The sequence below is a fragment of the Streptomyces sp. NPDC091280 genome (assembly GCF_044768565.1).
In the GTDB taxonomy this organism is placed as follows: domain Bacteria; phylum Actinomycetota; class Actinomycetes; order Streptomycetales; family Streptomycetaceae; genus Streptomyces.
The window spans coordinates 87,921-111,289 of record NZ_JBIVUZ010000009.1 but is presented as its reverse complement, the minus strand read 5'-3'; the positions used below and the strand labels follow the sequence as shown (position 1 = coordinate 111,289).

General features: G+C 71.8%; 25 protein-coding genes. 20 read left to right on the top strand and 5 right to left on the bottom strand.

Features of this window, described 5'->3' with window-relative positions; genetic code table 11:
• The first annotated feature begins 52 nt into the window (after window positions 1–52).
• The 7 genes from ACIQPR_RS26670 (at window position 53) to metK (ending at window position 6,297) form a co-directional block, all read left to right on the top strand.
• Entirely contained in the window at window positions 53–1,162 is a 1,110-nt protein-coding gene (locus ACIQPR_RS26670; RefSeq protein ID WP_403652980.1) for a quinone-dependent dihydroorotate dehydrogenase, read from the top strand.
• Window positions 1,159–2,004, top strand: coding sequence for an orotidine-5'-phosphate decarboxylase (gene pyrF, locus ACIQPR_RS26665; RefSeq protein ID WP_403652977.1), 846 nt, complete (start codon window positions 1,159–1,161; stop codon window positions 2,002–2,004). The genes ACIQPR_RS26670 and pyrF overlap by 4 nt, the downstream gene beginning before the upstream one ends.
• Window positions 2,005–2,293: 289 nt before the next feature.
• On the top strand, window positions 2,294–2,617 hold the full coding sequence (locus ACIQPR_RS26660; protein WP_019059734.1) for an integration host factor: 324 nt from the start codon (window positions 2,294–2,296) through the stop codon (window positions 2,615–2,617).
• Between the two features lie 37 nt (window positions 2,618–2,654).
• Window positions 2,655–3,212, top strand: a complete 558-nt coding sequence (gmk, locus tag ACIQPR_RS26655) for a guanylate kinase (protein WP_403652974.1) — start codon at window positions 2,655–2,657, stop codon at window positions 3,210–3,212.
• A 40-nt stretch (window positions 3,213–3,252) separates the two neighbouring features.
• Window positions 3,253–3,525 carry a DNA-directed RNA polymerase subunit omega gene (gene rpoZ / locus ACIQPR_RS26650; RefSeq protein ID WP_019059732.1) on the top strand — a complete coding sequence of 91 codons (273 nt, stop codon included), beginning with the start codon at window positions 3,253–3,255 and terminating at the stop codon, window positions 3,523–3,525.
• A 91-nt stretch (window positions 3,526–3,616) separates the two neighbouring features.
• Window positions 3,617–4,834 (top strand): bifunctional phosphopantothenoylcysteine decarboxylase/phosphopantothenate--cysteine ligase CoaBC, encoded by a 1,218-nt coding sequence (gene coaBC / locus ACIQPR_RS26645; protein WP_403652972.1) that lies wholly within the window; start codon window positions 3,617–3,619, stop codon window positions 4,832–4,834.
• 239 nt (window positions 4,835–5,073) lie between these two features.
• A complete protein-coding gene (gene metK / locus ACIQPR_RS26640) occupies window positions 5,074–6,297 on the top strand; it encodes a methionine adenosyltransferase (RefSeq protein WP_403652968.1) in 1,224 nt (407 codons plus the stop codon).
• Window positions 6,298–6,368: 71 nt separating this feature from the next.
• Here the strand turns inward: metK and ACIQPR_RS26635 are convergent, their stop codons facing one another.
• The gene (locus ACIQPR_RS26635; RefSeq protein ID WP_403652965.1) at window positions 6,369–7,121 is read right to left on the bottom strand and encodes an ABC transporter permease; all 753 of its coding nucleotides are present in this window, start codon (window positions 7,119–7,121) and stop codon (window positions 6,369–6,371) included.
• A complete protein-coding gene (locus ACIQPR_RS26630; protein ID WP_403652962.1) occupies window positions 7,111–8,025 on the bottom strand; it encodes an ABC transporter ATP-binding protein in 915 nt (304 codons plus the stop codon). The genes ACIQPR_RS26635 and ACIQPR_RS26630 overlap by 11 nt, the downstream gene beginning before the upstream one ends.
• A 68-nt stretch (window positions 8,026–8,093) precedes the next feature.
• Between ACIQPR_RS26630 and ACIQPR_RS26625 the strand changes: the two genes are divergently transcribed.
• Entirely contained in the window at window positions 8,094–8,624 is a 531-nt protein-coding gene (locus ACIQPR_RS26625; protein ID WP_403652959.1) for a TetR/AcrR family transcriptional regulator, read from the top strand.
• A gap of 238 nt (window positions 8,625–8,862) precedes the next feature.
• Complete coding sequence (locus tag ACIQPR_RS26620) at window positions 8,863–11,010, top strand: primosomal protein N' (RefSeq protein WP_403652956.1); 2,148 nt, start codon at window positions 8,863–8,865, stop codon at window positions 11,008–11,010.
• A gap of 436 nt (window positions 11,011–11,446) precedes the next feature.
• On the opposite strand, the gene ACIQPR_RS26615 is transcribed toward ACIQPR_RS26620, so the two are convergent.
• Window positions 11,447–11,998, bottom strand: a complete 552-nt coding sequence (locus tag ACIQPR_RS26615) for a hypothetical protein (protein WP_403652953.1) — start codon at window positions 11,996–11,998, stop codon at window positions 11,447–11,449.
• A 255-nt stretch (window positions 11,999–12,253) separates the two neighbouring features.
• On the opposite strand from ACIQPR_RS26615, the gene fmt reads away from it, so the two are divergent.
• Both fmt and ACIQPR_RS26605 read left to right on the top strand, forming a co-directional pair.
• On the top strand, window positions 12,254–13,189 hold the full coding sequence (gene fmt, locus ACIQPR_RS26610; protein WP_403652950.1) for a methionyl-tRNA formyltransferase: 936 nt from the start codon (window positions 12,254–12,256) through the stop codon (window positions 13,187–13,189).
• Between the two features lie 135 nt (window positions 13,190–13,324).
• On the top strand, window positions 13,325–14,752 hold the full coding sequence (locus tag ACIQPR_RS26605; RefSeq protein WP_403652947.1) for an RsmB/NOP family class I SAM-dependent RNA methyltransferase: 1,428 nt from the start codon (window positions 13,325–13,327) through the stop codon (window positions 14,750–14,752).
• A 175-nt stretch (window positions 14,753–14,927) separates the two neighbouring features.
• On the opposite strand, the gene ACIQPR_RS26600 is transcribed toward ACIQPR_RS26605, so the two are convergent.
• Entirely contained in the window at window positions 14,928–15,161 is a 234-nt protein-coding gene (locus ACIQPR_RS26600) for a hypothetical protein (protein WP_403652944.1), read from the bottom strand.
• 66 nt (window positions 15,162–15,227) lie between these two features.
• Window positions 15,228–16,418 carry an alpha-hydroxy-acid oxidizing protein gene (locus ACIQPR_RS26595; RefSeq protein WP_403652941.1) on the bottom strand — a complete coding sequence of 397 codons (1,191 nt, stop codon included), beginning with the start codon at window positions 16,416–16,418 and terminating at the stop codon, window positions 15,228–15,230.
• Between the two features lie 169 nt (window positions 16,419–16,587).
• Here ACIQPR_RS26595 and rpe point away from each other — a divergent pair, with 169 nt between their 5' ends.
• From rpe to ACIQPR_RS26550, 9 genes are all read left to right on the top strand, one after another.
• Window positions 16,588–17,274, top strand: coding sequence for a ribulose-phosphate 3-epimerase (rpe, locus tag ACIQPR_RS26590; protein WP_403652938.1), 687 nt, complete (start codon window positions 16,588–16,590; stop codon window positions 17,272–17,274).
• A gap of 78 nt (window positions 17,275–17,352) precedes the next feature.
• A complete protein-coding gene (locus ACIQPR_RS26585; protein ID WP_403652935.1) occupies window positions 17,353–18,399 on the top strand; it encodes a sugar-binding transcriptional regulator in 1,047 nt (348 codons plus the stop codon).
• 49 nt (window positions 18,400–18,448) lie between these two features.
• Entirely contained in the window at window positions 18,449–18,814 is a 366-nt protein-coding gene (locus ACIQPR_RS26580) for a ribonuclease domain-containing protein (RefSeq protein WP_403652932.1), read from the top strand.
• Complete coding sequence (locus ACIQPR_RS26575; RefSeq protein ID WP_403652929.1) at window positions 18,811–19,128, top strand: barstar family protein; 318 nt, start codon at window positions 18,811–18,813, stop codon at window positions 19,126–19,128. Before ACIQPR_RS26580 ends, ACIQPR_RS26575 begins: the two co-directional genes overlap by 4 nt.
• Window positions 19,129–19,163: 35 nt before the next feature.
• The gene (locus ACIQPR_RS26570; RefSeq protein ID WP_403652927.1) at window positions 19,164–19,793 is read left to right on the top strand and encodes a hypothetical protein; all 630 of its coding nucleotides are present in this window, start codon (window positions 19,164–19,166) and stop codon (window positions 19,791–19,793) included.
• A 319-nt stretch (window positions 19,794–20,112) separates the two neighbouring features.
• Window positions 20,113–21,555 carry a GuaB1 family IMP dehydrogenase-related protein gene (locus ACIQPR_RS26565; protein ID WP_403652925.1) on the top strand — a complete coding sequence of 481 codons (1,443 nt, stop codon included), beginning with the start codon at window positions 20,113–20,115 and terminating at the stop codon, window positions 21,553–21,555.
• Between the two features lie 170 nt (window positions 21,556–21,725).
• Window positions 21,726–22,115: a hypothetical protein gene (locus tag ACIQPR_RS26560; protein WP_403652922.1), complete on the top strand. Its 390-nt coding sequence runs from the start codon at window positions 21,726–21,728 to the stop codon at window positions 22,113–22,115.
• Between the two features lie 227 nt (window positions 22,116–22,342).
• On the top strand, window positions 22,343–22,795 hold the full coding sequence (locus ACIQPR_RS26555) for an Lrp/AsnC family transcriptional regulator (protein WP_403652920.1): 453 nt from the start codon (window positions 22,343–22,345) through the stop codon (window positions 22,793–22,795).
• A gap of 127 nt (window positions 22,796–22,922) precedes the next feature.
• Entirely contained in the window at window positions 22,923–23,351 is a 429-nt protein-coding gene (locus ACIQPR_RS26550) for a VOC family protein (protein ID WP_403652917.1), read from the top strand.
• Window positions 23,352–23,369 lie beyond the last annotated feature (18 nt).

Here is a 23,369-nt window from a genome sequence, read left to right as displayed (position 1 = left end):
CAGCCGAAGAGGGGGACACCGGAAACGGTGTCCCCCTCTTCGTGAGGACACCATGTACAAGATCTTCTTCAACCTCGTCTTCAAACGGATGGACCCGGAGCGGGCCCACCACCTCGCCTTCCGCTGGATCCGGCTGGCCGCCCGCGTCCCCGTCCTGCGCACGTTCCTCGCCGCCGCGCTCGCGCCCCGCTTCGAGGAACTGCGCACCGAGGCCTTCGGGCTGCGGATGCACGGCCCGTTCGGGCTCGCGGCCGGCTTCGACAAGAACGCCGTCGCGATCGACGGCATGTCGATGCTCGGCTTCGACCACGTCGAGATCGGCACGGTCACCGGCGAGCCGCAGCCCGGCAACCCCAAGAAGCGGCTGTTCCGCCTGGTGCCGGACCGCGCGCTGATCAACCGCATGGGCTTCAACAACGAGGGCTCCGCCTCCGTGGCGGCCCGCCTGGAGGCCCGCGAGGCGGTCTTCAGGACCGTCGTCGGCGTCAACATCGGCAAGACCAAGGTCGTCCCCGAGGAGGAGGCCGTCGGCGACTATGTGAAGTCGACCGAGCGACTCGCCCGGCACGCCGACTATCTCGTCGTCAACGTGTCCTCGCCCAACACGCCCGGACTGCGCAACCTCCAGGCGACCGAGGCGCTGCGCCCGCTGCTGACCGCCGTCCGCGAGGCCGCCGACCGCGCGGTGACCGACCGCCGCGTCCCGCTCCTGGTGAAGATCGCCCCGGACCTCGCCGACGAGGACGTGGACGCGGTCGCCGACCTCGCCGTCGAACTCGGCCTGGACGGCATCATCGCCACCAACACCACCATCGCGCGCGAGGGCCTCGGCCTGACGTCCGAACCCGCCCTCGTCAAGGAGACCGGCGGACTCTCCGGAGCACCCCTGAAGGCCCGCTCCCTGGAGGTACTGCGCCGCCTCTACGCGCGCGTGGGCGACCGCATCACCCTGGTGGGCGTCGGCGGCATCGAGAACGCCGAGGACGCCTGGCAGCGCATCCTCGCCGGCGCCACGCTCGTGCAGGGCTACAGCGCCTTCGTCTACGAGGGCCCCTTCTGGGGCCGCGCCGTCCACAAGGGCCTCGCCGCGCGCCTGCGCACCAGCCCGTACGCCACCCTCGCCGACGCGGTCGGCGCCGACGTGAGGAAGCAGCCGGTATGAGCCCCCTGGAACCCTTCGGTGCCCGCCTCCGCGCGGCCATGGACGAACGCGGCCCCCTCTGCGTCGGCATCGACCCGCACGCCTCGCTGCTCGCGGACTGGGGCCTCGACGACGACATCGCGGGCCTGGAGCGGTTCAGCCGCACGGTCGTCGAGGCGCTCGCCGACCGGGTCGCCGTCCTCAAGCCGCAGAGCGCCTTCTTCGAGCGCTTCGGCTCGCGCGGGATCGCCGTCCTGGAGAAGTCCGTCGAGGAGGCGCGGGCGGCCGGAGCACTGGTCGTGATGGACGCCAAGCGCGGCGACATCGGCTCGACCATGGCGGCCTACGCCGAGTCCTTCCTCCGCAAGGACTCCCCGCTGTTCTCCGACGCGCTGACCGTCTCGCCCTACCTCGGCTACGGCTCGCTCGCCCCGGCGGTCGAACTGGCCCGGCAGAGCGGAGCCGGCCTCTTCGTGCTCGCGCTGACCTCCAACCCGGAGGGCGGCGAGGTGCAGCACGCGGTCCGCGCGGACGGCCGTAACGTCGGAGCGACCATGCTGGCCCACCTGGCCGCCGAGAACGCGGGGGAGGAGCCGCTGGGGTCCTTCGGGGCCGTGGTCGGCGCGACCCTGGGCGACCTGTCGTCGTACGACCTCGCCGTGAACGGTCCGATTCTCGCGCCCGGCATCGGCGCGCAGGGGGCCACTCCGGCCGATCTTCCCGGGGTTTTCGGGTCGGTGCTGCGCAATGTGGTGCCGAACGTGAGCCGAGGTGTTCTACGTCACGGTCCGGACGCGGGAGCGCTCCGGGCGGCCTCGGACCGCTTCGCGGAGGAGATCCGCGTCGCCTTTGCGACCGTCTGAGGTGTTCGAACGGGTCGATCGAGTCCTCCGATGAGTGGTTCGACGACCGGATCCGGAGTGGCTTGAGTCTGAATACATCCTCAAATCCGGGGCGTTATGTCGGAAATGTCCGGCCTGGCGCAGGCTGACCAGGACTTTTCCTCTGTTCTCGCTGACTCTGGCGCCCCTGGCCGCTAGTCTCCGAGCAGAGTTAACGGGCGAGCGTGTTGCTCGTAGCTCCCCAGGTGTGGGGCGACTAGGTTCCTCACCGGTCCGTATCCGACAGTTCGACATCCGAGGTGACGTAGGCGTGGCTCTTCCGCCCCTTACCCCTGAACAGCGCGCAGCCGCGCTCGAAAAGGCCGCCGCGGCTCGCCGGGAGCGGGCCGAGGTCAAGAATCGACTCAAGCACTCCGGCGCCTCCCTGCATGACGTCATCAAGCAGGGCCAGGAGAACGACGTCATCGGCAAGATGAAGGTCTCCGCCCTGCTTGAGTCCCTGCCTGGCGTGGGCAAGGTCCGCGCCAAGCAGATCATGGAGCGACTCGGCATCTCCGAGAGCCGCCGGGTGCGTGGCCTCGGCTCCAACCAGATCGCCTCCCTGGAGCGTGAGTTCGGCAGCACCGGCTCTTGAGTCCCGGGCACCCCGGGATTGCTGGAATAATCGCTGCATGAGTGAACGTCCGCGGCTGACCGTGCTCTCCGGCCCCTCAGGGGTCGGCAAGAGCACGGTCGTCGCTCATATGCGCAAGGAACACCCCGAGGTCTGGCTCTCGGTGTCGGCGACGACCCGCAAGCCCCGCCCCGGTGAGAAGCACGGGGTCCACTACTTCTTCGTCAGCGACGAGGAGATGGACAAGCTGATCGCCAACGGCGAGCTGCTGGAGTGGGCCGAGTTCGCGGGCAACCGCTACGGCACGCCCCGTAACGCCGTGCTGGAGCACCTGGAGTCCGGTGTGCCGGTGCTGCTGGAGATCGACCTCCAGGGCGCCCGGCAGGTCCGCGACTCCATGGCGGAGGCCCACTCGGTGTTCCTGGCTCCCCCCTCCTGGGAGGAGCTGGTGCGCAGACTCACCGGACGGGGCACCGAACCGCCCGAGGTCATCGAACGCCGCCTGGACGCGGCGAAGGTCGAACTGGCGGCCGAGCCCGAGTTCGACGCGACCCTGGTCAACACCTCCGTCGAGGACGTGGCGCGCGAGCTGCTAGCCTTGATGGAAGTTGTGTGATCGTTTTTCCGATCTCATCCCATCTTTCGGAAGGCAGAGCGTGTCCTCTTCCATCACCGCTCCCGAGGGCATCATCAACCCTCCGATCGACGAGCTCCTTGAGGCCACCGATTCGAAGTACAGCCTCGTGATCTACGCCGCCAAGCGCGCCCGTCAGATCAACGCGTACTACTCGCAGCTCGGTGAGGGCCTGCTGGAGTACGTCGGCCCGCTCGTCGACACGCACGTCCACGAGAAGCCGCTCTCCATCGCCCTGCGCGAGATCAACGCGGGTCTGCTGACCTCCGAGGCCGTCGAGGGCCCCGCGACCTGAGTCGCGACAGTTCTCTCCACAGGCCCGGCAGCGCGACTGCCGGGCCTGTGGTGTGTCATGGATACGTACGTTTCCGAACTCGGGGAGAGACGTGGACAAGCCGAAGGTCGTCCTGGGAGTCAGCGGTGGCATCGCCGCGTACAAGGCGTGCGAGCTGCTGCGCCGACTGACGGAGTCGGGGCACGACGTCCGGGTCGTCCCCACCGCCTCCGCCCTGCACTTCGTCGGCGCCGCCACCTGGTCCGCGCTCTCCGGGCACCCCGTCTCCACCGAGGTGTGGGACGACGTCCACGAGGTCCCGCACGTGCGCATCGGCCAGGGCGCCGACCTCGTGGTCGTGGCGCCCGCCACGGCGGACACACTGGCCAAGGCGGCCCACGGCCTCGCCGACGACCTCCTCACCAACACCCTCCTCACCGCCCGCTGTCCGGTCGTCTTCGCGCCCGCCATGCACACCGAGATGTGGGAACACCCGGCCACCCAGGAGAACGTGGCGACACTGCGCCGCCGCGGCGCCCTCGTGATCGAACCGGCCGTCGGCCGCCTCACCGGCGTCGACACCGGCAAGGGCCGGCTGCCCGACCCCACCGAGATCTTCGAGGTCTGCCGCCACGTTCTGAGAAGGCGCGGTTCCGCCCGGGGCGTCACCGAGCCCGACCTCAAGGGTCGGCACGTCGTCGTCAGCGCCGGCGGCACCCGCGAGCCCCTCGACCCCGTCCGCTTCCTCGGCAACCGCTCCTCCGGCAAGCAGGGGTACGCCCTCGCGCGCACCGCCGCCGCCCGGGGCGCCCGGGTCACCCTCCTAGCGGCGAACACGGCACTGCCCGACCCGGCGGGCGTCGACGTGGTCCGGGTCGGCACCGCCGTACAGCTGCGTGACGCGGTGCTCAAGGCCGCCGCGGACGCCGACGCGGTCGTCATGGCCGCGGCGGTCGCGGACTTCCGCCCGGCCGAGTACGCCACCGGGAAGATCAAGAAGAAGGACGACAAGGAGCCCGAGCCCATCGTCCTGGTACGTAATCCGGACATCCTCGCGGAGATCTCCGCCGACCGCGCCCGGCCCGGACAGGTGGTCGTCGGATTCGCCGCCGAGACGGACGACGTCCTCGCCAACGGACGCACCAAACTGGCGCGCAAGGGATGCGATTTGCTGGTGGTGAACGAGGTGGGCGAGCGTATGACCTTCGGTTCCGAGGAGAACGAGGCCGTCGTGCTCGGTGCCGACGGCAGCGAGACCGCGGTGCCCCACGGACCGAAGGAAGCCCTGGCCGAGACCGTCTGGGACCTGGTCGCACAGCGGCTCGCCTGATTTGTTTCAGCGGTCTGACAGTTCGCTGAAACCTGACATTCGCGCGTGGCGGCTCTGGCCAACGGCACTCGGCATTCGGCAAAATGCGCGTGCCGCAGGTCACAGCGCTTCCCGAGAGACGAGACAGGGGGACCGTCTGTGGGCCGCGACCGATAAACTGTTCTCGGACGACGTCGGGCGCAGCTCCCGTCCCGTCCGCCAATGATCAGCCAGCAGCCGCTGCAACCTCAGGGAGCGTTGTGTCCCGTCGTCTTTTCACCTCGGAGTCCGTGACCGAAGGTCACCCCGACAAGATCGCTGACCAGATCAGCGACACCATTCTCGATGCGCTTCTGCGGGAGGACCCGACCTCCCGGGTCGCCGTCGAGACGCTGATCACCACCGGCCAGGTGCACGTGGCCGGCGAGGTCACCACCAAGACCTACGCGCCCATCGCGCAGCTCGTCCGCGACAAGATCCTGGAGATCGGCTACGACTCCTCCAAGAAGGGCTTCGACGGCGCCTCCTGCGGTGTCTCGGTGTCCATCGGCGCGCAGTCCCCGGACATCGCGCAGGGTGTCGACACGGCGTACGAGAAGCGGGTCGAGGGTGCCGCCGCGGGTGACGAAGGGGACGAGCTCGACAAGCAGGGCGCCGGCGACCAGGGCCTGATGTTCGGCTACGCGACGGACGAGACGCCGACGCTGATGCCGCTCCCGATCTTCCTGGCCCACCGCCTCGCCAAGCGCCTCTCCGAGGTCCGCAAGAACGGGACCATCCCGTACCTGCGCCCCGACGGCAAGACCCAGGTCACCATCGAGTACGACGGCGACAAGGCCGTCCGCCTCGACACGGTCGTCGTCTCCTCGCAGCACGCGTCCGACATCGACCTGGAGTCGCTGCTCGCCCCCGACATCCGCGAGTTCGTGGTCGAGGCCGAGCTGAAGGCGCTCCTGGACGAGGGCATCAAGCTCGACACCGACGGCTACCGCCTGCTCGTCAACCCCACCGGTCGCTTCGAGATCGGCGGCCCGATGGGCGACGCCGGCCTGACCGGCCGCAAGATCATCATCGACACCTACGGCGGCATGGCCCGCCACGGCGGCGGCGCGTTCTCCGGCAAGGACCCCTCCAAGGTGGACCGCTCCGCCGCGTACGCGATGCGCTGGGTCGCGAAGAACGTCGTCGCCGCGGGCCTCGCCTCGCGCTGCGAGGTCCAGGTCGCGTACGCGATCGGCAAGGCCGAGCCGGTGGGCCTGTTCGTCGAGACCTTCGGCACCGCCAAGGTCGACACCGACCGCATCGAGAAGGCGATCGACGAGGTCTTCGACCTCCGCCCGGCCGCCATCATCCGCGACCTCGACCTTCTGCGCCCGATCTACTCCCAGACCGCCGCGTACGGCCACTTCGGCCGCGAGATCCCCGACTTCACGTGGGAGCGCACGGACCGGGTGGAGGCACTGCGGAAGGCTGCGGGGCTGTAGGTCCTGATCGTTGTCGCGGGGCCCGGTTTCCCTTTGGGGGAGCCGGGCCTCGGCGTTTTCCGGCGGCCGGGTCAGCGGCGGGTCCCGCGGACGGCACTCCAAAGGGCCGCCGCCGTGATCGCCGCGATCACCGCCGCCGCGTGCGCGTAGGCGGTGGTGTCGCCGAGAACGGCGGCCTGGAAGCCGTGCAGTGCCCAGTAACCCGGTGTCGCCGGGGCGACGGTGGAGACCCAGTGGGGGAGGACGGTGAGGGGGACCAGGCAGCCGCTGAGGCAGGTGATCGTGAGGGCGCCTATGTCGGAGGCGGCGGCCAGTTGGCCCTGGCTGCGGGCGTGGACGCCGAGGGCCAGGCCGCACGAGGTGACGCAGGCCGCCCAGAGGAGGGCCAGCAGGGGGAGGCGCCAGGTGCCTGCCGTGAGGGGGAAGCCGAAGGCCGCGGTCGCGAAGAGGAAGAGGATGGCCTGCTGGGCCAGGAACAGGGCCATGAGCGGCAGGGTCTTGCCGGTGAGGACGGTGGTGGGGCTCGCGGGGCCCGCGCGCAGGCGGTCCCAGGTGCGCCAGGTGCGTTCGGAGAGCAGGAGTTGGCCGGCCACGTCCAGGGCGAGCAGGGTGAACATCACCGCGATGCCGGGAGCGGCCTGGACGATGCCCGGTACGGCGGGGCCGGCCAGGCGGTCGTAGACTGGGTGGAGGACGCTCAGGAGGACCAGGGACATAACGGTGTAGGCGAGCGGGGTTCCCGGGTCGCGGACCAACAGGACGACGGTGTGGCGGGTCATCGCCCAGGTGCGGCGGGCCGTGGCAGGGGCGGGTTCAGACCGCATGGCGGGTCTCCGCGGGGAGTCGGTCGGCGGCCAGGCTTCGGTAGAGGTCGTCGAGGGAGGGTTCGCGGACCGCGGCCGAGCGGACCCGGGTGGTGTCGGGGCCCAGGTCGCGCAGGAGCCGGGCCAGGGAGCGGGCCGGGTCCGTGGTGCTGAAACGCAGTTCCCCGGGGGTGGTCGAGGTCGGGGCGAGGTGTTCGGGCACGGGGCCGGTGAAGGTCACCGTCACCTCGCCGGGCAGGCCGTCCAGGAGGTCGGCCCGGTCGCCGCGGGCGATCACCCGGCCGGCCGCGGCGACCGCGAGGGTGGCGCCAAGGTCCTCCAACTCCGGCAGGTAGTGCGTGGTGTAGCAGATGGCGGCGCCCTCGTCGGCGCGGGTCCTGACGAGTCGTAGCAGCGCTTCGCGGGTGGTGGGGTCGGCGCCGACGGTGGGCTCGTCGAGGAGCAGCACGCGGGGGCGGGGGAGCAGCACGGTGGCGGCCTGCGCGCGGCGCTGTTGGCCGCCGGAGAGGGTCGCGATCGGGCGGTCGAGTACGTCGGCCAAGGCCAACTGCTCTGCTACGAGGGGCAGTTCGGAGCGCTGTTCGGTGCGGCTCATACCGGCCAGGCCGCCGAAGAGGCGGAGGTTCTGGCGCAGGGTGGCGGTGGGGTAGAGGGCCAACTCCTGGGGCGCCAGGCCGATGTGGCGTCGTGCCGGGCGGGGGGCCGTCGCGAGGTCCGTTCCCGCGACCAGGACCGAGCCCGCGTCGGGTCGCTCCAGGCCCGCGACGACGCGGGCGAAGGTCGTCTTGCCCGCGCCGTTGTGGCCGATCAGACCGCAGATCTCGCCGGGCGCTATCCGCAGGTCGAAGCCGTCGAGGGCCTGGACGGGGCCCCATCGTTTGCGCAGGCCGCTGACGGTCAGCATGGCCACTCCCTCGATATATACAACGTATACGTATACTCTGTATACGTAGCTTCGAGGGAGGATGTCAAGTGACGCCACGGCGCATCAGTCGTGATCAAGTGCTCGACGTGACATGGGAGTTGGCGACCCGGAAAGGGCTGCCCGCCGTCACCATGCGGGCCGTCGCGCAGGAACTCGACGTCAACCCGATGACGCTCTACCGGCACGTCGGCGACAAACAGGGACTCCTCGACGGCCTGGTCGAGCGGCTGCTCCTGGAGATCGAGGTGCCGGCTCCCGGACTCGGCTGGCGTGAGCAACTGCGCGTGCTCGCGAGCAGCATGCGGACCACCGCCCGGCGCCACCCCGATCTGTTCCTGCTCCTCTTCCAGCGTCCGGCCGCCACCCCGGAGGCCTTCCGGCCACGGAACGCGGTCTACGACGCCCTGCACGCGGCCGGAGTCGCGGAGGAGCGGATTCCGCAGGTCGAGCGGCTGCTGTCCACGTTCATGCTCGGGTTCGCCGCCTCGGAGGCCGGGGGCCGCTTCCGGGACGGCGACCCGGACGACGACATGGCCTTCGCCGAGCAGCTCGTCGTCCAGGCGCTCGGCGGGGCCTAGGCCGTGTCCGCGAAGTCCCGCCTGCCTCGCGACGCCCGGCACGCACGCTCGCCGCACCGCCCGAAAGCCCAAGTATGTCCAGTACGAGGGCTTCCGGGCGGCGCACCGATCGCACGCACCGGACGCCGCGAGGCCCGCCCTCCGGGCGGACGACGGGACTTCGCGGACACGACCTAGGCACCCCTGGGCGCACGGCGGTCGGCGGCCGTTGTCAGTCCCGTTTGGTAAGAATGCAGGCGTGAGCAGCGCGGACGGGGAACGGGACGGCGGGGCGGAGGGTGCGCCGCCCGAGCAGCTTGCGCTGATTCGGGAGAGTGTGCGGCAGGCGAAGGGGGCGAAGGCGAAGCCGCGGACATGGCGGGGGGCCGCGCTGGCCGGGGAGTTGCCCGTCGCGCGGGTGCTCGTCGACAAAGGGGTGCTGCATCTCGACCGGTACTTCGACTACGCCGTGCCCGCCGAACTCGACGCCGACGCGCAGCCCGGGGTGCGGGTGCGGGTGCGGTTCGGGGCCGGGCGGCATCGGGTGCGGGACGGGCGGCGGGAGGGCGGGGGGCTGATCGACGGGTTCCTCGTCGAGCGCCTCGCGCAGTCGGACTACTCCGGGCCGCTCGCCGCGCTCGCGCAGGTCGTGTCACCGGAACCGGTGCTGAGCGCCGAACTGCTCAACCTCGCGCGGTCCGTCGCCGACCGCTACGCGGGGAGTCTCGCCGATGTGCTGCAACTGGCCGTGCCGCCGCGCAGCGCACGGGCCGAGCAGAAGCCGTCGCCCGCGCCCTTGCCGCCGCCCGGGGTGCCGGACGCGCGGTCCTGGGCGCGGTACGAGCGCGGGACCGGGTTCCTGGAGGCGCTGGCCTCGGGGGGCGCGCCGCGCGCGGTGTGGAACGCCTTGCCTGGGCCGGAGTGGAGCGACGAGATCGCGCGGGCCGTCGCCGCGACGCTCGCCTCCGGGCGCGGCGCGCTCGTCGTCGTACCGGACGGGCGGGCCGCCGGGCGGGTCGACGCCGCGTTGACCGCCCTGCTGGGGCAGGGGCGGCACGCGCTGCTCACCGCCGACGCCGGGCCCGAGAAGCGGTACCGGCAGTGGCTGGCCGTGCGACGGGGCTCGGTGCGGGCGGTGGTCGGGACACGGGCCGCGATGTTCGCGCCGGTCCAGGATCTGGGGCTCGTCGTGATCTGGGACGACGGGGACGACAGCCACAGCGAACGACACGCGCCGCAGCCGCATGCGCGGGAGGTGCTGCTGCTGCGCGCCGCCCAGGACAAGTGCGGTTTCCTGCTGGGGAGTTGGAGTTGCACGGTGGAGGCCGCGCAGCTCGTGGAGAGCGGGTGGGCGCGGCCCTTGGTCGCCTCGCGCGACCAGGTGCGGCTGGCCGCGCCGCTCGTACGGACCGTGGGGGACGGCGACCTGGCGCGGGACGAGGCGGCGCGGGCGGCCCGGTTGCCGACGCTCGCCTGGCAGGCCGTGCGGGAGGGGCTGAAGCACGGTCCCGTGCTGGTGCAGGTGCCTCGGCGCGGGTACGTGCCGCGGATGGCGTGCGCGCAGTGCCGGGCCGCCGCGCGGTGTCGGCACTGCGCGGGGCCGTTGGAGGCGCAGGACGCGGGTGTGCTGCGCTGCGGCTGGTGCGGGGTCGAGGAGAACTCCTGGCACTGTCCCGAGTGCGGGGGGTTCCGGCTGCGGGCCCAGGTCGTGGGGGCGCGGCGGACGGCCGAGGAGTTGGGGCGGGCGTTTCCGGCGGTGCCGGTGCGGACGTCCGGGCGGGAGCAGGTGCTCGACACCGTGCCGGGGACTCCCGCGCTGGTCGTGAGCACACCGGGGGCCGAGCCGGTCGCCGAGGGCGGGTACGCGGCGGCCCTGCTGCTGGACGGTTGGGCCATGCTCGGGCGGCCCGATCTGCGCGCCGGGGAGGACGCGTTGCGGCGGTGGATCGCGGCGGGTTCGCTGGTCCGGCCGCAGGGGGCCGGGGGAACCGTCGTCGTGGTCGCCGAGCCCACCTTGCGGCCCGTGCAGGCCCTGGTGCGGTGGGACCCCGTGGGGCACGCGGTGCGGGAACTCGCCGAGCGGGCGGAGCTGGGATTTCCGCCGGTGTCCCGCATGGCCGCCGTGGCGGGGGTGGGGGAGGCCGTCGCGGAGTTCCTCGCCGCTGTCGAACTGCCGCCGGACGCTGAGGTGTTGGGACCCGTGCCGGTGCCGGTCGTGCAGGCCGGGGGGCCTCGCCGGGTGGGGGCGCCACCGGTGGGGGAGCGGTGGGAGCGCGCGTTGATCCGGGTGCGGCCGGGGAGCGGAGGGGCGTTGGCCGCCGCGTTGAAGGGGGCACAGGCCGCTCGGACGGCTCGGGGTGGGGGGGATGTGGTGCGGGTGCGGGTGGATCCGCCGGATATCGGGTGACGGGCGGGGAGTGACGGGTGGTGGGTGGTGGCTGGCGGGTGGCCGGGGTCGGGTGGCGAGGGACGGTTGTCGGGCGGTGGGTGAATCCACCGGACATCGGGTGCCGGGTGCCGGGTGCCGGGTGGCGAGCGGCGAGTGTCTGGCGGCGGGTGGATCCGGCGGACGTCGGGTGACAGGCCTCGGTCTTCGGGCGACCGTGGATCTTCTCTGACCCGCGCACCGTCTGTTCTACTGCCTGCCCGACTGCGGTCGACCTGAAGGTGGTTGGTCTGATTGCGGCTGGTCAGGCTTCGGCCTGTCGAGACGCCGCCCGGGTTCCCCTTTGGGGGCGCCGTGGGGGTCCTTGCCGTCGGCGGTCAGCGGTCGGTGTTCATGCCCCTGGCGTGCGGCTGCCTCCCGGTTGTCGTCCGGGAGGCAGACAAGGATCGGTCGGGGCTCAGCCGTTGCGCGGGCCCGGGAAGGCGGTGGGCCTGACCTCGTCCCGGAGGGTGGGGCTGCCCGCTGTCGGCTGGGTCGGCATGGAGCGGGCCGCCGGGACCGTGGGCAGGGCGGGCATCGTGGGGAGGCCCGTGTTCACGGTGACCGGGCGGGCGGTCGCCGCCTCCGTCGTGCGTTCGGCGTCGGCCGCCGCCTGGGTCGCGGCGCGGCGCGCGCCGTAGCGGCGGTGCACCGCCTGCTTGGTGACCCCGAGGGCCGAGCCCACCGCGTCCCACGAGAAGCCGAGCGAGCGGTCGAAGTCCACGGCGGCCGTGACCAGGGTCTCGACACTGTCCCGCAGTTCCTGCGCGAGACGGACCGTCGGGGCGGGAGCGCGTCCGTAGACGACGAAGCCCGTGGAGGGGCCGGAGCGGCGCGGGCGGTAGACGTTGCCCAGCTGGGCGGTGAGCGTGCGCAGTGCGTCCACCTGCCGGCGGACCCGCTCGATGTCCCGCACCAGCAAGTGCAGGCTGGCCCGAGCCTGGGCGTCGTGGGTTGCGTGGTCGGCCATGAACAAGCCTCTCGAACCGGCGATGAAAAGGATCGGGCCGCGTGCGTACGGCCCAAAGTGGTCAACTCTTTCTTGACCAACGCCTGTGCGCTCCGCTGGTCACGCAACGGGGGCGTAAGGGCATATGCGTACGCCCCCGTTGGACCGGTGCGCGCTGCGGGCCCCCGCACGCTCTCCCACGTGGGCTCCTCGGCCCGCGCGCCATAGACTGGTGCGCTGCCGCCCGACCCCCGCCCGAGAGGCCCGAACCCAGCCATGAAGCTCGTCTTCGCCGGTACCCCCGAGGTCGCAGTTCCCGCACTGGACGCCCTGATCGCCTCCGGGCGGCACGAGGTGGCCGCCGTCGTCACGCGGCCCGACGCACCGGCCGGGCGTGGGCGCAGGCTCGTCGCGAGCCCGGTCGCCGAGCGGGCCGAGGAGGCGGGCATCGAGGTACTGAAGCCGGTCAGGCCGCGCGACCCGGAGTTCCTGGAGCGGCTGCGCGAGATCGCGCCCGACTGCTGTCCCGTCGTCGCCTACGGCGCCCTGCTGCCCCGTGTCGCCCTCGACATCCCCGCCCACGGCTGGGTCAACCTGCACTTCTCGCTGCTGCCCGCCTGGCGCGGCGCCGCTCCCGTGCAGCACTCCATCATGTCCGGCGACGAGATCACCGGCGCGTCCACCTTCCTGATCGAGGAAGGGCTCGACTCCGGGCCCGTCTACGGCACCGTCACCGAGGAGATCCGCTCCACCGACACCAGCGGCGACCTGCTCACCCGGCTCGCGTTCGCCGGCTCCGGCCTGCTCGCGGCGACCATGGACGGCATCGAGGACGGCACCCTCAAGGCCGTACCGCAGCCCGGTGACGGCATCACCCTCGCGCCGAAGATCAACGTCGAGGACGCCCAGGTCGACTGGGCCGCTCCCGGGCTGCGCGTGGACCGGGTGGTGCGCGGGTGCACCCCGGCGCCCGGCGCCTGGACCGGGTTCCGGGGCGAGCGGCTCAAGATCGTGCAGGCCCTGCCCGTGCCGGAGCGGACCGACCTCGCGCCCGGTGAGCTGTCGGTCGGCAAGAACAACGTCTACGTGGGCACCGGGTCGTACGCCGTCGAGCTGCTGTGGGTGCAGGCGCAGGGCAAGAAGCCGATGCGGGCGGCGGACTGGGCGCGTGGGGCGCGGATCGGGGCGGGGGAGTCGGTCGGGACCCTCTGAGGCCGGGGGGCGTGATGTACCGGGGTGTGACGTACCGGGGTGTGAGGTTCCGGGGCGTGACGTCCCGCGCGCGGTCGGGCCGGTGCGACGTAGGCTTGAGGGACATCTCGGCCAGAAATCCGGAGCACCTTTTTCGTGAGCGAGCAGTCCCCTCGACCCCGTAAACCCGGCAAGCCCTACCGCCGGCCGCAGAAGGACCCCGTCCGCATCCTCGCCTTCGAGGCGCTCAGGGCCGTGGACGAGCGGGACGCGTACGCCAACCTCGTCCTGCCGCCGCTGCTCCGCAAGGCGCGCGAGAAGGAGGGACCCGAGAAGTTCGACGCACGGGACGCGGCGCTCGCCACCGAACTGGTCTACGGCACGCTGCGCCGGCAGGGGACGTACGACGCGATCATCGCTTCCTGCGTCGACCGGCCGCTGCGCGAGGTCGACCCGCCGGTGCTGGACGTGCTGAGCCTCGGCGTGCACCAGCTGCTCGGGACGCGGATCCCGACCCACGCGGCCGTGTCCGCCTCCGTCGAACTCGCCCGGGTCGTCCTCGGCGACGGACGGGCCAAGTTCGTCAACGCCGTGCTGCGGAAGGTCGCGCGGGACGACTTCGACACCTGGGTCGAACGGGTCGCGCCGCCCTACGAGGACGACCCCGAGGACAACCTCGCCATCGTGCACTCCCACCCGCGCTGGGTCGTCTCCGCGCTGTGGGACTCGCTCGGCGGACCGCGCGCCGGGATCGAGGACCTGCTGGAGGCCGACAACGAGCGGCCCGAGGTGACCCTCGTGGCCAGGCCCGGCCGGTCCACCACCGACGAACTCATGGGTGAGGAGGCCGCGTTGCCGGGGCGCTGGTCGCCGTACGCCGTGCGGCTCAGCGAGGGCGGCGAACCCGGGGCCGTGACCGCCGTGAAGGAAGGCCGCGCCGGGGTGCAGGACGAGGGCAGCCAGCTGGTCGCCCTCGCGCTCGCCAACGCGCCGCTCGACGGGCCGGACAAGACCTGGCTCGACGGATGCGCGGGGCCCGGCGGCAAGGCCGCGCTGCTCGCCGCCGTGGCCGCCGATCGCGGGGCGACGCTCCTCGCCTCCGAGAAGCAGCCCCACCGCGCGGGCCTGGTGGCGAAGGCGCTCGCCGGGAACCCCGGGCCTTATCAGGTCATCGCCGCCGACGGGACCCGGCCGCCGTGGCGGCCCGGCAGCTTCGACCGTGTCCTGATGGACGTGCCCTGCACCGGCCTCGGCGCGCTGCGCCGCCGCCCCGAGGCGCGCTGGCGGCGCCGTCCGGAGGACCTCGACGGGTTCGGGCCCCTCCAGCGCGGGCTGCTGCGCACCGCGCTGGAATCCGTCCGGGTCGGCGGTGTCGTCGGCTACGCGACGTGCTCACCGCACCTCGCCGAGACCCGGGCCGTCGTCGAAGACCTCCTCAAGCAGTACCCGCACACCGAACTCCTCGACGCCCGCCCTCTCCTGCCGGGAGTCCCGGCCCTCGGCGACGGTCCCGACGTCCAGCTGTGGCCGCATCTGCACGGCACCGACGCGATGTACCTGGCGCTGATCCGTCGTACTGGGTGAGGTGTCGCCCGGTCGATGCGGGGTTACGGGGGTTGGTGACCGGCGGGATGGCTCAGCGCGTCGGGGCTGTCAACTGCCTTGCTGGTACGGAACGTTGCCGGACGCGGTGCGAGCGGCGCCTTCCGCGACCCTCACCCGGCTTCGGCCGGAGGACCGAGGAGTGCGGGCGGCTCGATCAGTCCTCCCGCTGAAGCCGCCGCCGGGCGGCCTCAAGTCGCTGGGCATAGTCAGGGCCGAACAGTTCAGGTAGTGCCTTGTCGAGTGTTCCGGCGATTCGATGGATCGGCGCCCACACCGCCGGATCGTCGACGACACGACTGAGATCCGTCATCTGGAGATTCTCCAGCCAGTGCGACAGCACCAGCGCCTCGTCACTCGTGAGCTTGATCGTCACCTGGTCGTCACTCATGCACACCCCCAAGGGCGGGCCGTCCACACATCGCGGGCAGCCCGGTCGGCGAGGCCACCCCCGCCATCACCCCCGTCCTCCCCCCACCCGCCGAAGCGCATCCGCCGTGAGGCTCGCCAGGGTCGGGTATCCGTCGACCGCCATGATCAGGTCCGCTTCCGCGAGGAGGGACCGTAGGACGTGGACGATGCCGTCCGTGCCGCCCAGGGCCAGGCCGTAGGCGTACGGGCGGCCGATGCCCACCGCGGTGGCGCCCAGGGCGATGGCCTTGACGATGTCGGCGCCGCTGCGGACGCCGGAGTCGAAGAGGACCGGGAGGCCGTCGGCGGCCTCGACCACGGACGGGAGGGCGTCGAGTGCGGGGAGGCCGCCGTTGGCCTGACGGCCGCCGTGGTTGGAGCAGTAGACGGCGTCGACGCCGCCGTCCTTGGCCCGGCGGACGTCCTCGGGGTGGCAGATGCCCTTGACGATCAGCGGGAGGGTGGTGAGGGAGCGCAGCCAGGGCAGGTCGTCCCAGGTGAGGGGGTTGCCGAAGAGCTGCGTCCAGAGGAGGACCGCGGACTGGGGGTCCTCCTCCGGGGTGCGGGCGAGACGGCTGCGGAAGACCGGGTCGCTCGTGTAGTTGGCGAGGCAGTGGCCGCGCAGCTGGGGGAAGTTGGCGGTGGACAGGTCGCGGGGGCGCCAGCCGGTGATCCACGTGTCCAGGGTGACCACGATGCCCTTGTAGCCGGCCTGTTCGGCGCGGTGGACGAGGCTCGCGGCGAGGTCGCGGTCCGTGGGGGTGTAGAGCTGGAAGAAGCCCGGAGTGTCGCCGGACTCTCCCGCGACCTCTTCCAGCGGGTCCACGGTGAGCGTGGAGGCCACCATCGGCACGCCGGTGCGCGCGGCGGCCCGCGCGGTCGCCAGGTCGCCGTGTCCGTCCTGGGCGCACAGGCCGATGACCCCGATCGGCGCCATGAAGACGGGGGAGGGCAGCTTGAGCCCGAACAGGTCGACGGACAGGTCGCGTTGGGCCGCGCCGACGAACATCCGGGGGACCAGCCCCCAGTGGTCGAAGGCGGTCACGTTGGCGCGCTGGGTGCGTTCGTCGCCCGCGCCGCCCGCGACGTAGGACCACACGGAGGGCGGGAGCGCGGCGCGTGCCCTGTCCTCCAGTTCCGCGAACGCCATCGGGTAGGACGGCACGATGCCGCCGAGCCCGTTCAAGTAGATCTCGTTCTGGTAGGAACCGAACGGCTGTCCCAACGGCTGTCCCATGCCATCTCCCTCGTCGCTCAGGGACGGATTCTCGCAGTGGGCACGGCGACCCCGTACCCCGCACCCGACCCCGTCCGCCCTCGCACCCGACCGCGTCCGCCCTCGCACCCGACCCCGTCCGACCCCGACCGATGCCGCTAACCCCCGCGGGACATGGCAGGCTTGGGGCATGGCCGTGCAGATCAACCCCAGCATCCTGTCCGCCGACTTCGCCCGCCTCGCCGAGGAGGCCAAGGCGGTCGAGGGCGCCGACTGGCTCCACGTCGACGTCATGGACAACCACTTCGTCCCGAATCTCACGCTCGGCGTGCCGGTCGTAGAGTCACTGGCCCGGGCGACGGACACCCCGCTGGACTGCCATCTGATGATCGAGGACGCCGATCGGTGGGCGCCCCAGTACGTCGAGGCGGGTGCCTCCTCCGTCACTTTCCACGTCGAGGCCGCCGCCGCCCCGGTGCGGCTCGCCCGGGAGATTCGGGCCAAGGGCGCCCGTGCCTCCATGGCGCTCAAGCCCGCGACGCCCATCGAGCCCTACGAGGATCTGCTGTCCGAGCTGGACATGCTGCTGATCATGACCGTGGAGCCGGGCTTCGGTGGCCAGTCGTTCCTCGACATCATGCTGCCCAAGATCCGCCGCACCCGTGAGCTGATCGGCAAGCACGGGCTGGAGCTGTGGCTTCAGGTCGACGGGGGAGTTTCGGCCTCGACGATCGAGCGCTGCGCGGAGGCCGGCGCGGACGTGTTCGTCGCCGGTTCGGCGGTGTACGGGGCATCCGACCCGGCAGCGGCGGTACGTGCATTGCGCACACAGGCCGAAGGGGTCGTGAGCAAGGCATCCTGGGCGTGCGACCACTGAGCGGCAGGTATGTGAACGGCGGCCATCAAGGCTGATCAAGTGCGCCGGATCTGCAAGGATGAACGGCGAATCCAGAGTGTGAACAGCAGTGAGGAGATCGCCGTGTCGGGTATGTCGGCGGGCCGGTCAGCCATGCGGATGGGACCCGCTGAGCTGGTGCAGGCGGCGGCCATGGCCCGCCGCTTCTACCTTGAGGGCAAATCCAAGATCCAGATCGCGGAGGAGTTCGGCGTCAGCCGCTTCAAGGTGGCCCGGGTCCTGGAGACCGCTCTCGAACGGGATCTCGTACGCATCGAGATCCGCGTACCGGCCGAGCTGGACGCGGAGCGCTCGGACGCGTTGCGCGCCCGCTACGGCCTCAGGCACGCCGTCGTGGTCGAGTCCCCGGCCGAGGTCAGCGACGAGTCGCCCGACCCCGAGAACCTCGGGGAGGTCGCGGCCGACCTGCTCGGCGAGCTGGTCAACGAGGGCGATGTGCTCGGCCTGGCCTGGGGCCGGTCCACCATCCACATGGCCGCCGCCCTCGACCGGCTGCCGCCCTGCACGGTGGTCCAGCTGACCGGTGTGTACGACGCCGGGACGGCCGAACGCGGTTCGGTCGAGGCGGTCCGGCGGGCCGCGCAGGTCTCGGGCGGCGACGCCCACCCGATCTACGCGCCGATGCTGCTGCCGGACGCGGCCACCGCCGAGGCGCTGCGCCACCAGACGGGGATCGCCCGGGCCTTCGAGTACTTCGACAAGGTCACGGTCGCCTGTGTCTCCATCGGCTCCTGGGAGTCGGGCATCTCGACGGTCTACGACATGCTCAGCGACGAGGAGCGGGCGCACTACTCGTCCCTCGGGGTCGCCGCCGAGACGTCCGCGCACCTCTTCGACGCCGAGGGCCGCCGGGTCGGCCGGGACCTGGGCGAGCGGTGCATCACCGTCAAGGCGGACCAGCTGCGCCGTATCCCCGAGGTCGTCGCCATCGCGGGCGGGCAGCGGAAGGCGGCGGCGATCGACGCGGTGCTGCGGTCCGGTCTCGTGACCAGCCTGGTGACGGACACCGCCGCCGCGGACTATCTGATGACGGCCGGCACACCGCCGAAGTCGGCACTCGGCCGGACGGACCCCGACGGGATCTGACGGCCCTGACAGCGGCTCCCACGGGGGCGGCCGTGGCAGCATCGGGCGCATGCTGCCGCGGTTCGTCTCCCGGGTGTTCCTCGTCCTGCTGGCCCTCCTGCTGCCGGTCGGCTGTTCGTCCACCGCCACGAGCGGGGGCACGGGCACCGTCAAGGTGTCCCAACTCCCCGCCGAAGCACGGCAGACCATCGCCCTCATCGACCGGGGCGGCCCCTTCCCGTACGCCAAGGACGGGGTCGTCTTCGGGAACTACGAGAAGCTGCTGCCGGCGCAGAAGCGCGGTTACTACCACGAGTACACCGTCCGGACACCGGGCTCGCGCGATCGTGGGGCCCGGCGCATTGTCACCGGGCGGGGCGGCGAGATCTACTACACCGATGATCACTACAAGTCGTTCAGGACGGTACTGAGATGACGCGGCTCGCGGTCACGCTCGACCTCGACGGGGTCACGGACAAGGCCGGCCTGATGGACGGTGTCGCTCGCTCGCTCGGGCTGCCGGACTGGTTCGGCCGCAACTGGGACGCGCTCGCCGACAGCCTCGGCGACCACACCGTGTGGCCCGAAGGGGCCGTGGAACAGGGCCTGTTGGTCGTCGTACGGAACTGGCGGGCGTACGCCAAGGCTCGGCCCGAGGAGTGGGACACGGCGGTCGACGTCTTCGCGGACGCGGTCGAGCGGACGCCGAACCTGTCCGTGGTGCTCGCCTTGGGTGGAGTCGGCCGCTAGGTCCATTGTCCGAGGCGGCTGGCACAGTGGTCGGTATGGAGCAACAGGAGCGGCGCACGGCGGTGCGTCTCGTGGTCGTGGATCCGGATCTCGACGCACAGTGCGACCGGGTCGAGGAACACTTGCTGGCGCCGCTGGCCGAGTCGGCGGGGGGAGCCCAGTCGGCCGGGGGAGCTGGTGCGCACGCGCTTTTCGCGGACGGGCTCGTGGTCTTCCGGCGGGTGCGGGAGACATTCGCCGAGGCGGTGGCGCGCGGCCCCAAGGTGTGGACGCCGAACGGCCGTTGGGAGCACGAGGGGCTGCGCATCGTCGAACTCCCCACCGGCGACACGGACTTGCTCTACGCCCTGCTGCGCGAGCTGTCCGGACTCCTCGTGGCACCGCCGGACCTGCCCGACCCCTCGGGTGTGGTGGCCGCGGTCCGCGGCACCGTCCTGACCCCCGAGAAGACCGCCGTAGGCCTGGTCGGCGCGCTGGCGCGGGTGCTGTCCCTGGTGGACCTCACGCCCGACGCCGACACGGCCACCCTCTTCGCGGCGATCGAGGCGGCCGACGGCGAGGACGTGAGACTCACCTACGGCCAGGACGAGGCATGGCAGCGACTCGCGCACCGGCTGACCATGCTCCTCACCGAGTCCGCCCCGCTGCACCGCTTCTTGTACTGATCCTTGTGCTGATTCCTGTACTCATTCCTGTACGCATTCCTGTCCCGACCCGGCTCTCGGCCGAGGCGGGACAGGTGGCTCTCGGTGGGAGCGCTTCCCGCGGCGGGCGGTGAGGAGGGTTGTCCACGCCTGAATCACGGGCTCTGGTCACGGGCTCTGCTCACGGCCTCGCTCGGGCGTTCCTCCAGGGCTGCCGCCGGGCCGCTTGGACGATGCTCCGAGGCATGGCATTACGCCCGACATGGGACAATGAAGTACGTGCTCTTCCCCCTGGCTGACCTGTCCGGGGGTCACCTCGATCGACTGGGATGTGCGGCACGTGCGTTTCCTCAACGACATCCAGCCCCCGTACGACCTGACGTACGACGACGTCTTCATGGTGCCGAGCCGCAGCGCGGTCGGCTCGCGGCAGGGTGTGGACCTCAGCTCCCCGGACGGCACGGGCACCACCATTCCGCTGGTCGTCGCGAACATGACGGCCATCGCGGGCCGGCGCATGGCCGAGACCGTGGCCCGGCGCGGCGGGCTCGTGGTCATCCCGCAGGACATCCCGATCGAGGTCGTCACCGACGTCGTGTCCTGGGTGAAGAGCCGCCATCTCGTCCTGGACACCCCGATCCGGCTGGCCCCGCACCAGACCGTCGCCGACGCGCTGGCCCTGCTGCCCAAGCGCGCGCACAACGCCGGGGTCGTCGTCGACGAGGACCAGCGCCCGGTCGGTGTCGTCACCGACGCCGACCTCACCGGTGTGGACCGCTTCACCCAGCTCGCCGAGGTGATGTCCCGGGACCTGCTGCTGCTCGACGCGGACATCGACCCGCGCGAGGCGTTCAACAAGCTGGACGGCGCCAACCGCCGCTACGCGCCCGCCGTGGACAAGGACGGCAGGCTGGCCGGCATCCTCACCCGCAAGGGCGCGCTGCGCGCCACGCTGTACTCGCCGGCCGTGGACGCGGGCGGCAGGCTGCGGATCGCCGCCGCGGTCGGCATCAACGGCGACTTCGTGCAGAAGGCCAAGCAGCTGCTGGACGCGGGCGTCGACACGCTCGTCATCGACACGGCGCACGGTCACCAGGAGTCGATGATCAGCGCGATCCGGCAGGTGCGCGCGCTCGACCCGCAGGTTCCGATCGTGGCGGGCAACATCGTGGCCGCCGAGGGCGTCAAGGACCTGATCGAGGCGGGCGCCGACATCGTCAAGGTCGGTGTCGGCCCCGGCGCGATGTGCACCACCCGCATGATGACCGGCGTGGGCCGCCCGCAGTTCTCGGCCGTCAAGGAGTGCGCCGCCGAGGCGAAGAAGTACGGCAAGCATGTGTGGGCGGACGGCGGTGTCCGCCACCCGCGCGATGTCGCCATGGCGCTCGCGGCCGGTGCCTCGAACGTGATGATCGGCTCGTGGTTCGCGGGCACGTACGAGTCGCCGGGCGACCTCCAGCAGGACGCGGGCGGCCGTCTGTACAAGGAGTCGTTCGGCATGGCGTCCGCCCGCGCGGTCCGCAACCGCACGTCGGACGAGTCCTCCTACGACCGCGCCCGCAAGGCGCTGTTCGAGGAGGGCATCTCCACCTCCCGCATGTTCCTCGACCCGTCCCGGCCGGGCGTCGAGGACCTGATCGACTCGATCATCGCGGGCGTCCGCTCCTCCTGCACCTACGCCGGCGCGGGCTCCCTGGAGGAGTTCGCCGAGCGGGCGGTCGTCGGCATCCAGAGCGCGGCCGGCTACGCGGAGGGCAAGCCCCTGCACGCCAGCTGGAGCTGACCCGACCTACTTTCCTACGGCCCCTGTCGTTCCGCGGTCCCTCCGCCCGGGACGTTCGGGGGCCGTCCCGCCCCTGCCCGACGGGACCTTTCGTCAGGCACCGATGACGTCAGGTGCCCTTGACGTCAGGCACCCTTGACGTCAAGTGGTCCTGACGCGACGCTGAACCCATGACCACACCCCAGGGCATCGAACCCGAGCACACCCTCCTCACCGCGGTCGCCCGCCTCGACCACCTCCGCACCCGCGAGTCCCTCGCCGGCTTCGGCAGCGACGCCGAGGCGCTCGACAAGGCCGAGACACTCGAACTGCTCGCCCTGAGCGAGGTCGTCGCCCGCAAGGCCGCCTACGGCCGTCAGCTCACCGTCCGCGCGGCCCGTGAGGCCGGCGCGTCCTGGACGCAGATCGGGGCCGCGCTCGGCATGAGCAAGCAGGCCGCCTGGGAAGCGCACACCCGCTGGATCGACGCACAGGCGGAGGTGCACGGCCAGCCCGGGCGGATCGGCTTCGACGAGGCGGACCTCGCCGAGGCGCGGGCGCTGGCGGGCGATCCGGACTAGGCCGTGTCCGCGAAGTCCCGTCGTCCGCCCGGAGGCCGGGGGAGTGCTGCCCGGAAGCCCTCCTACTGGACGTACTCGGGCTCTCGGGCGGTGCGGCGAGCGTGCGTGCCGGGCGTCGCGAGGCAGGCGGGACTTCGCGGACACGGCCTGGGGCTGAACCGTGTTCTACTTCGTATACGGCCATCGCCGTCACCACCCGGCCAGCGCAGAGAAGTGAACCGCCCGCAGTGCTGAACGAACTCGACGAACGCATCGTGCACGCCCTCGCCGAGGACGCCCGCCGCTCCTTCGCGGACATCGGGCAACTCGTCGGTCTGTCCGCGCCCGCCGTGAAGCGGCGCGTGGACCGGTTGCGGGCCTCCGGCGCCATCACCGGCTTCACCGTACGGGTCGACCCGGCGGCGCTCGGCTGGCAGACCGAGGGGTTCGTCGAGATCTACTGCCGGCACAACACCTCCCCGGACACCATCCGGCGGGGTCTGGAGCGCTACCAGGAGGTGGTGGCCGCGTCCACCGTCACCGGTGACGCCGACGCGGTCGTCCAGGTCTTCGCCGCCGACATGCGCCACTTCGAGCGGGTGTTGGAGCGGATCGCGGGGGAGCCGTTCGTGGAGCGGACGAAGTCCGTGCTGGTGCTGTCCCCCCTGCTGCGCCGCTTCTCGTCCGGCTCGCCGACGTAGGCCGTGTCCGCGAGATCCCGCCGTTCGACCTGGGCAGGACATGCCTGGGCAGGGCGCACCTCGGCGCGGGGCACCTGAGCAGGGCACGCGCGGCCGATTGTCAGTGCCGGGTCGTACCGTCGAGGGCATGGCAGCACGAATCGATCTCACCCTCGACTGTGCGGACGCCCGACTCCTCGCCGCGTTCTGGAAGACGGCCCTCGGCTACGTCGACGAGCCGCCGCCCGCGCCCTTCGCCACCCGTGCCGAGTGGATCGCCCACTACGACCCGGAGGACGACGGCGGGGAGGAGGACGGCGCCTGGCTGTGCGACCCGGACGGCGGCGGCCCGCGCCTGTCCATCCTCAAGGTGCCCGAGCCGAAGACCGCCAAGAACCGGCTCCATCTCGACATCCGGGTCCGGGTGCCGGGCGGTCCTGAGGAGAGATGGGCGGCGATCAGGGCCGAGGCCGGGCGGCTGGTGGAGGCGGGCGGCCGGGTGCTCACCGAGGTCGACGGACACCATGTGGTGATGGCCGACCCGGAGGGCAACGAGTTCTGTGTGGCGGCCGGTTGAGGAGATCCCGTTGCTCCG

Excerpts from the sequence above, each read along its gene's own strand:
- ACIQPR_RS26630 (WP_403652962.1), bottom strand. The coding sequence starts at position 8,025 with ATGCTGACCGTCAGCGGCCTGCGCAAACGATGGGGCCCCGTCCAGGCC.
- ACIQPR_RS26635 (WP_403652965.1), bottom strand. The coding sequence starts at position 7,121 with ATGCGGTCTGAACCCGCCCCTGCCACGGCCCGCCGCACCTGGGCGATG.
- ACIQPR_RS26570 (WP_403652927.1), top strand. The coding sequence starts at position 19,164 with ATGGAGCAACAGGAGCGGCGCACGGCGGTGCGTCTCGTGGTCGTGGAT.
- ACIQPR_RS26600 (WP_403652944.1), bottom strand. The coding sequence starts at position 15,161 with ATGAGTGACGACCAGGTGACGATCAAGCTCACGAGTGACGAGGCGCTG.
- ACIQPR_RS26560 (WP_403652922.1), top strand. The coding sequence starts at position 21,726 with ATGACCACACCCCAGGGCATCGAACCCGAGCACACCCTCCTCACCGCG.
- ACIQPR_RS26550 (WP_403652917.1), top strand. The coding sequence starts at position 22,923 with ATGGCAGCACGAATCGATCTCACCCTCGACTGTGCGGACGCCCGACTC.
- ACIQPR_RS26575 (WP_403652929.1), top strand. The coding sequence starts at position 18,811 with ATGACGCGGCTCGCGGTCACGCTCGACCTCGACGGGGTCACGGACAAG.
- ACIQPR_RS26615 (WP_403652953.1), bottom strand. The coding sequence starts at position 11,998 with ATGGCCGACCACGCAACCCACGACGCCCAGGCTCGGGCCAGCCTGCAC.
- gmk (WP_403652974.1), top strand. The coding sequence starts at position 2,655 with ATGAGTGAACGTCCGCGGCTGACCGTGCTCTCCGGCCCCTCAGGGGTC.
- ACIQPR_RS26595 (WP_403652941.1), bottom strand. The coding sequence starts at position 16,418 with ATGGGACAGCCGTTGGGACAGCCGTTCGGTTCCTACCAGAACGAGATC.
- ACIQPR_RS26580 (WP_403652932.1), top strand. The coding sequence starts at position 18,449 with ATGCTGCCGCGGTTCGTCTCCCGGGTGTTCCTCGTCCTGCTGGCCCTC.
- rpe (WP_403652938.1), top strand. The coding sequence starts at position 16,588 with ATGGCCGTGCAGATCAACCCCAGCATCCTGTCCGCCGACTTCGCCCGC.
- ACIQPR_RS26670 (WP_403652980.1), top strand. The coding sequence starts at position 53 with ATGTACAAGATCTTCTTCAACCTCGTCTTCAAACGGATGGACCCGGAG.
- pyrF (WP_403652977.1), top strand. The coding sequence starts at position 1,159 with ATGAGCCCCCTGGAACCCTTCGGTGCCCGCCTCCGCGCGGCCATGGAC.
- fmt (WP_403652950.1), top strand. The coding sequence starts at position 12,254 with ATGAAGCTCGTCTTCGCCGGTACCCCCGAGGTCGCAGTTCCCGCACTG.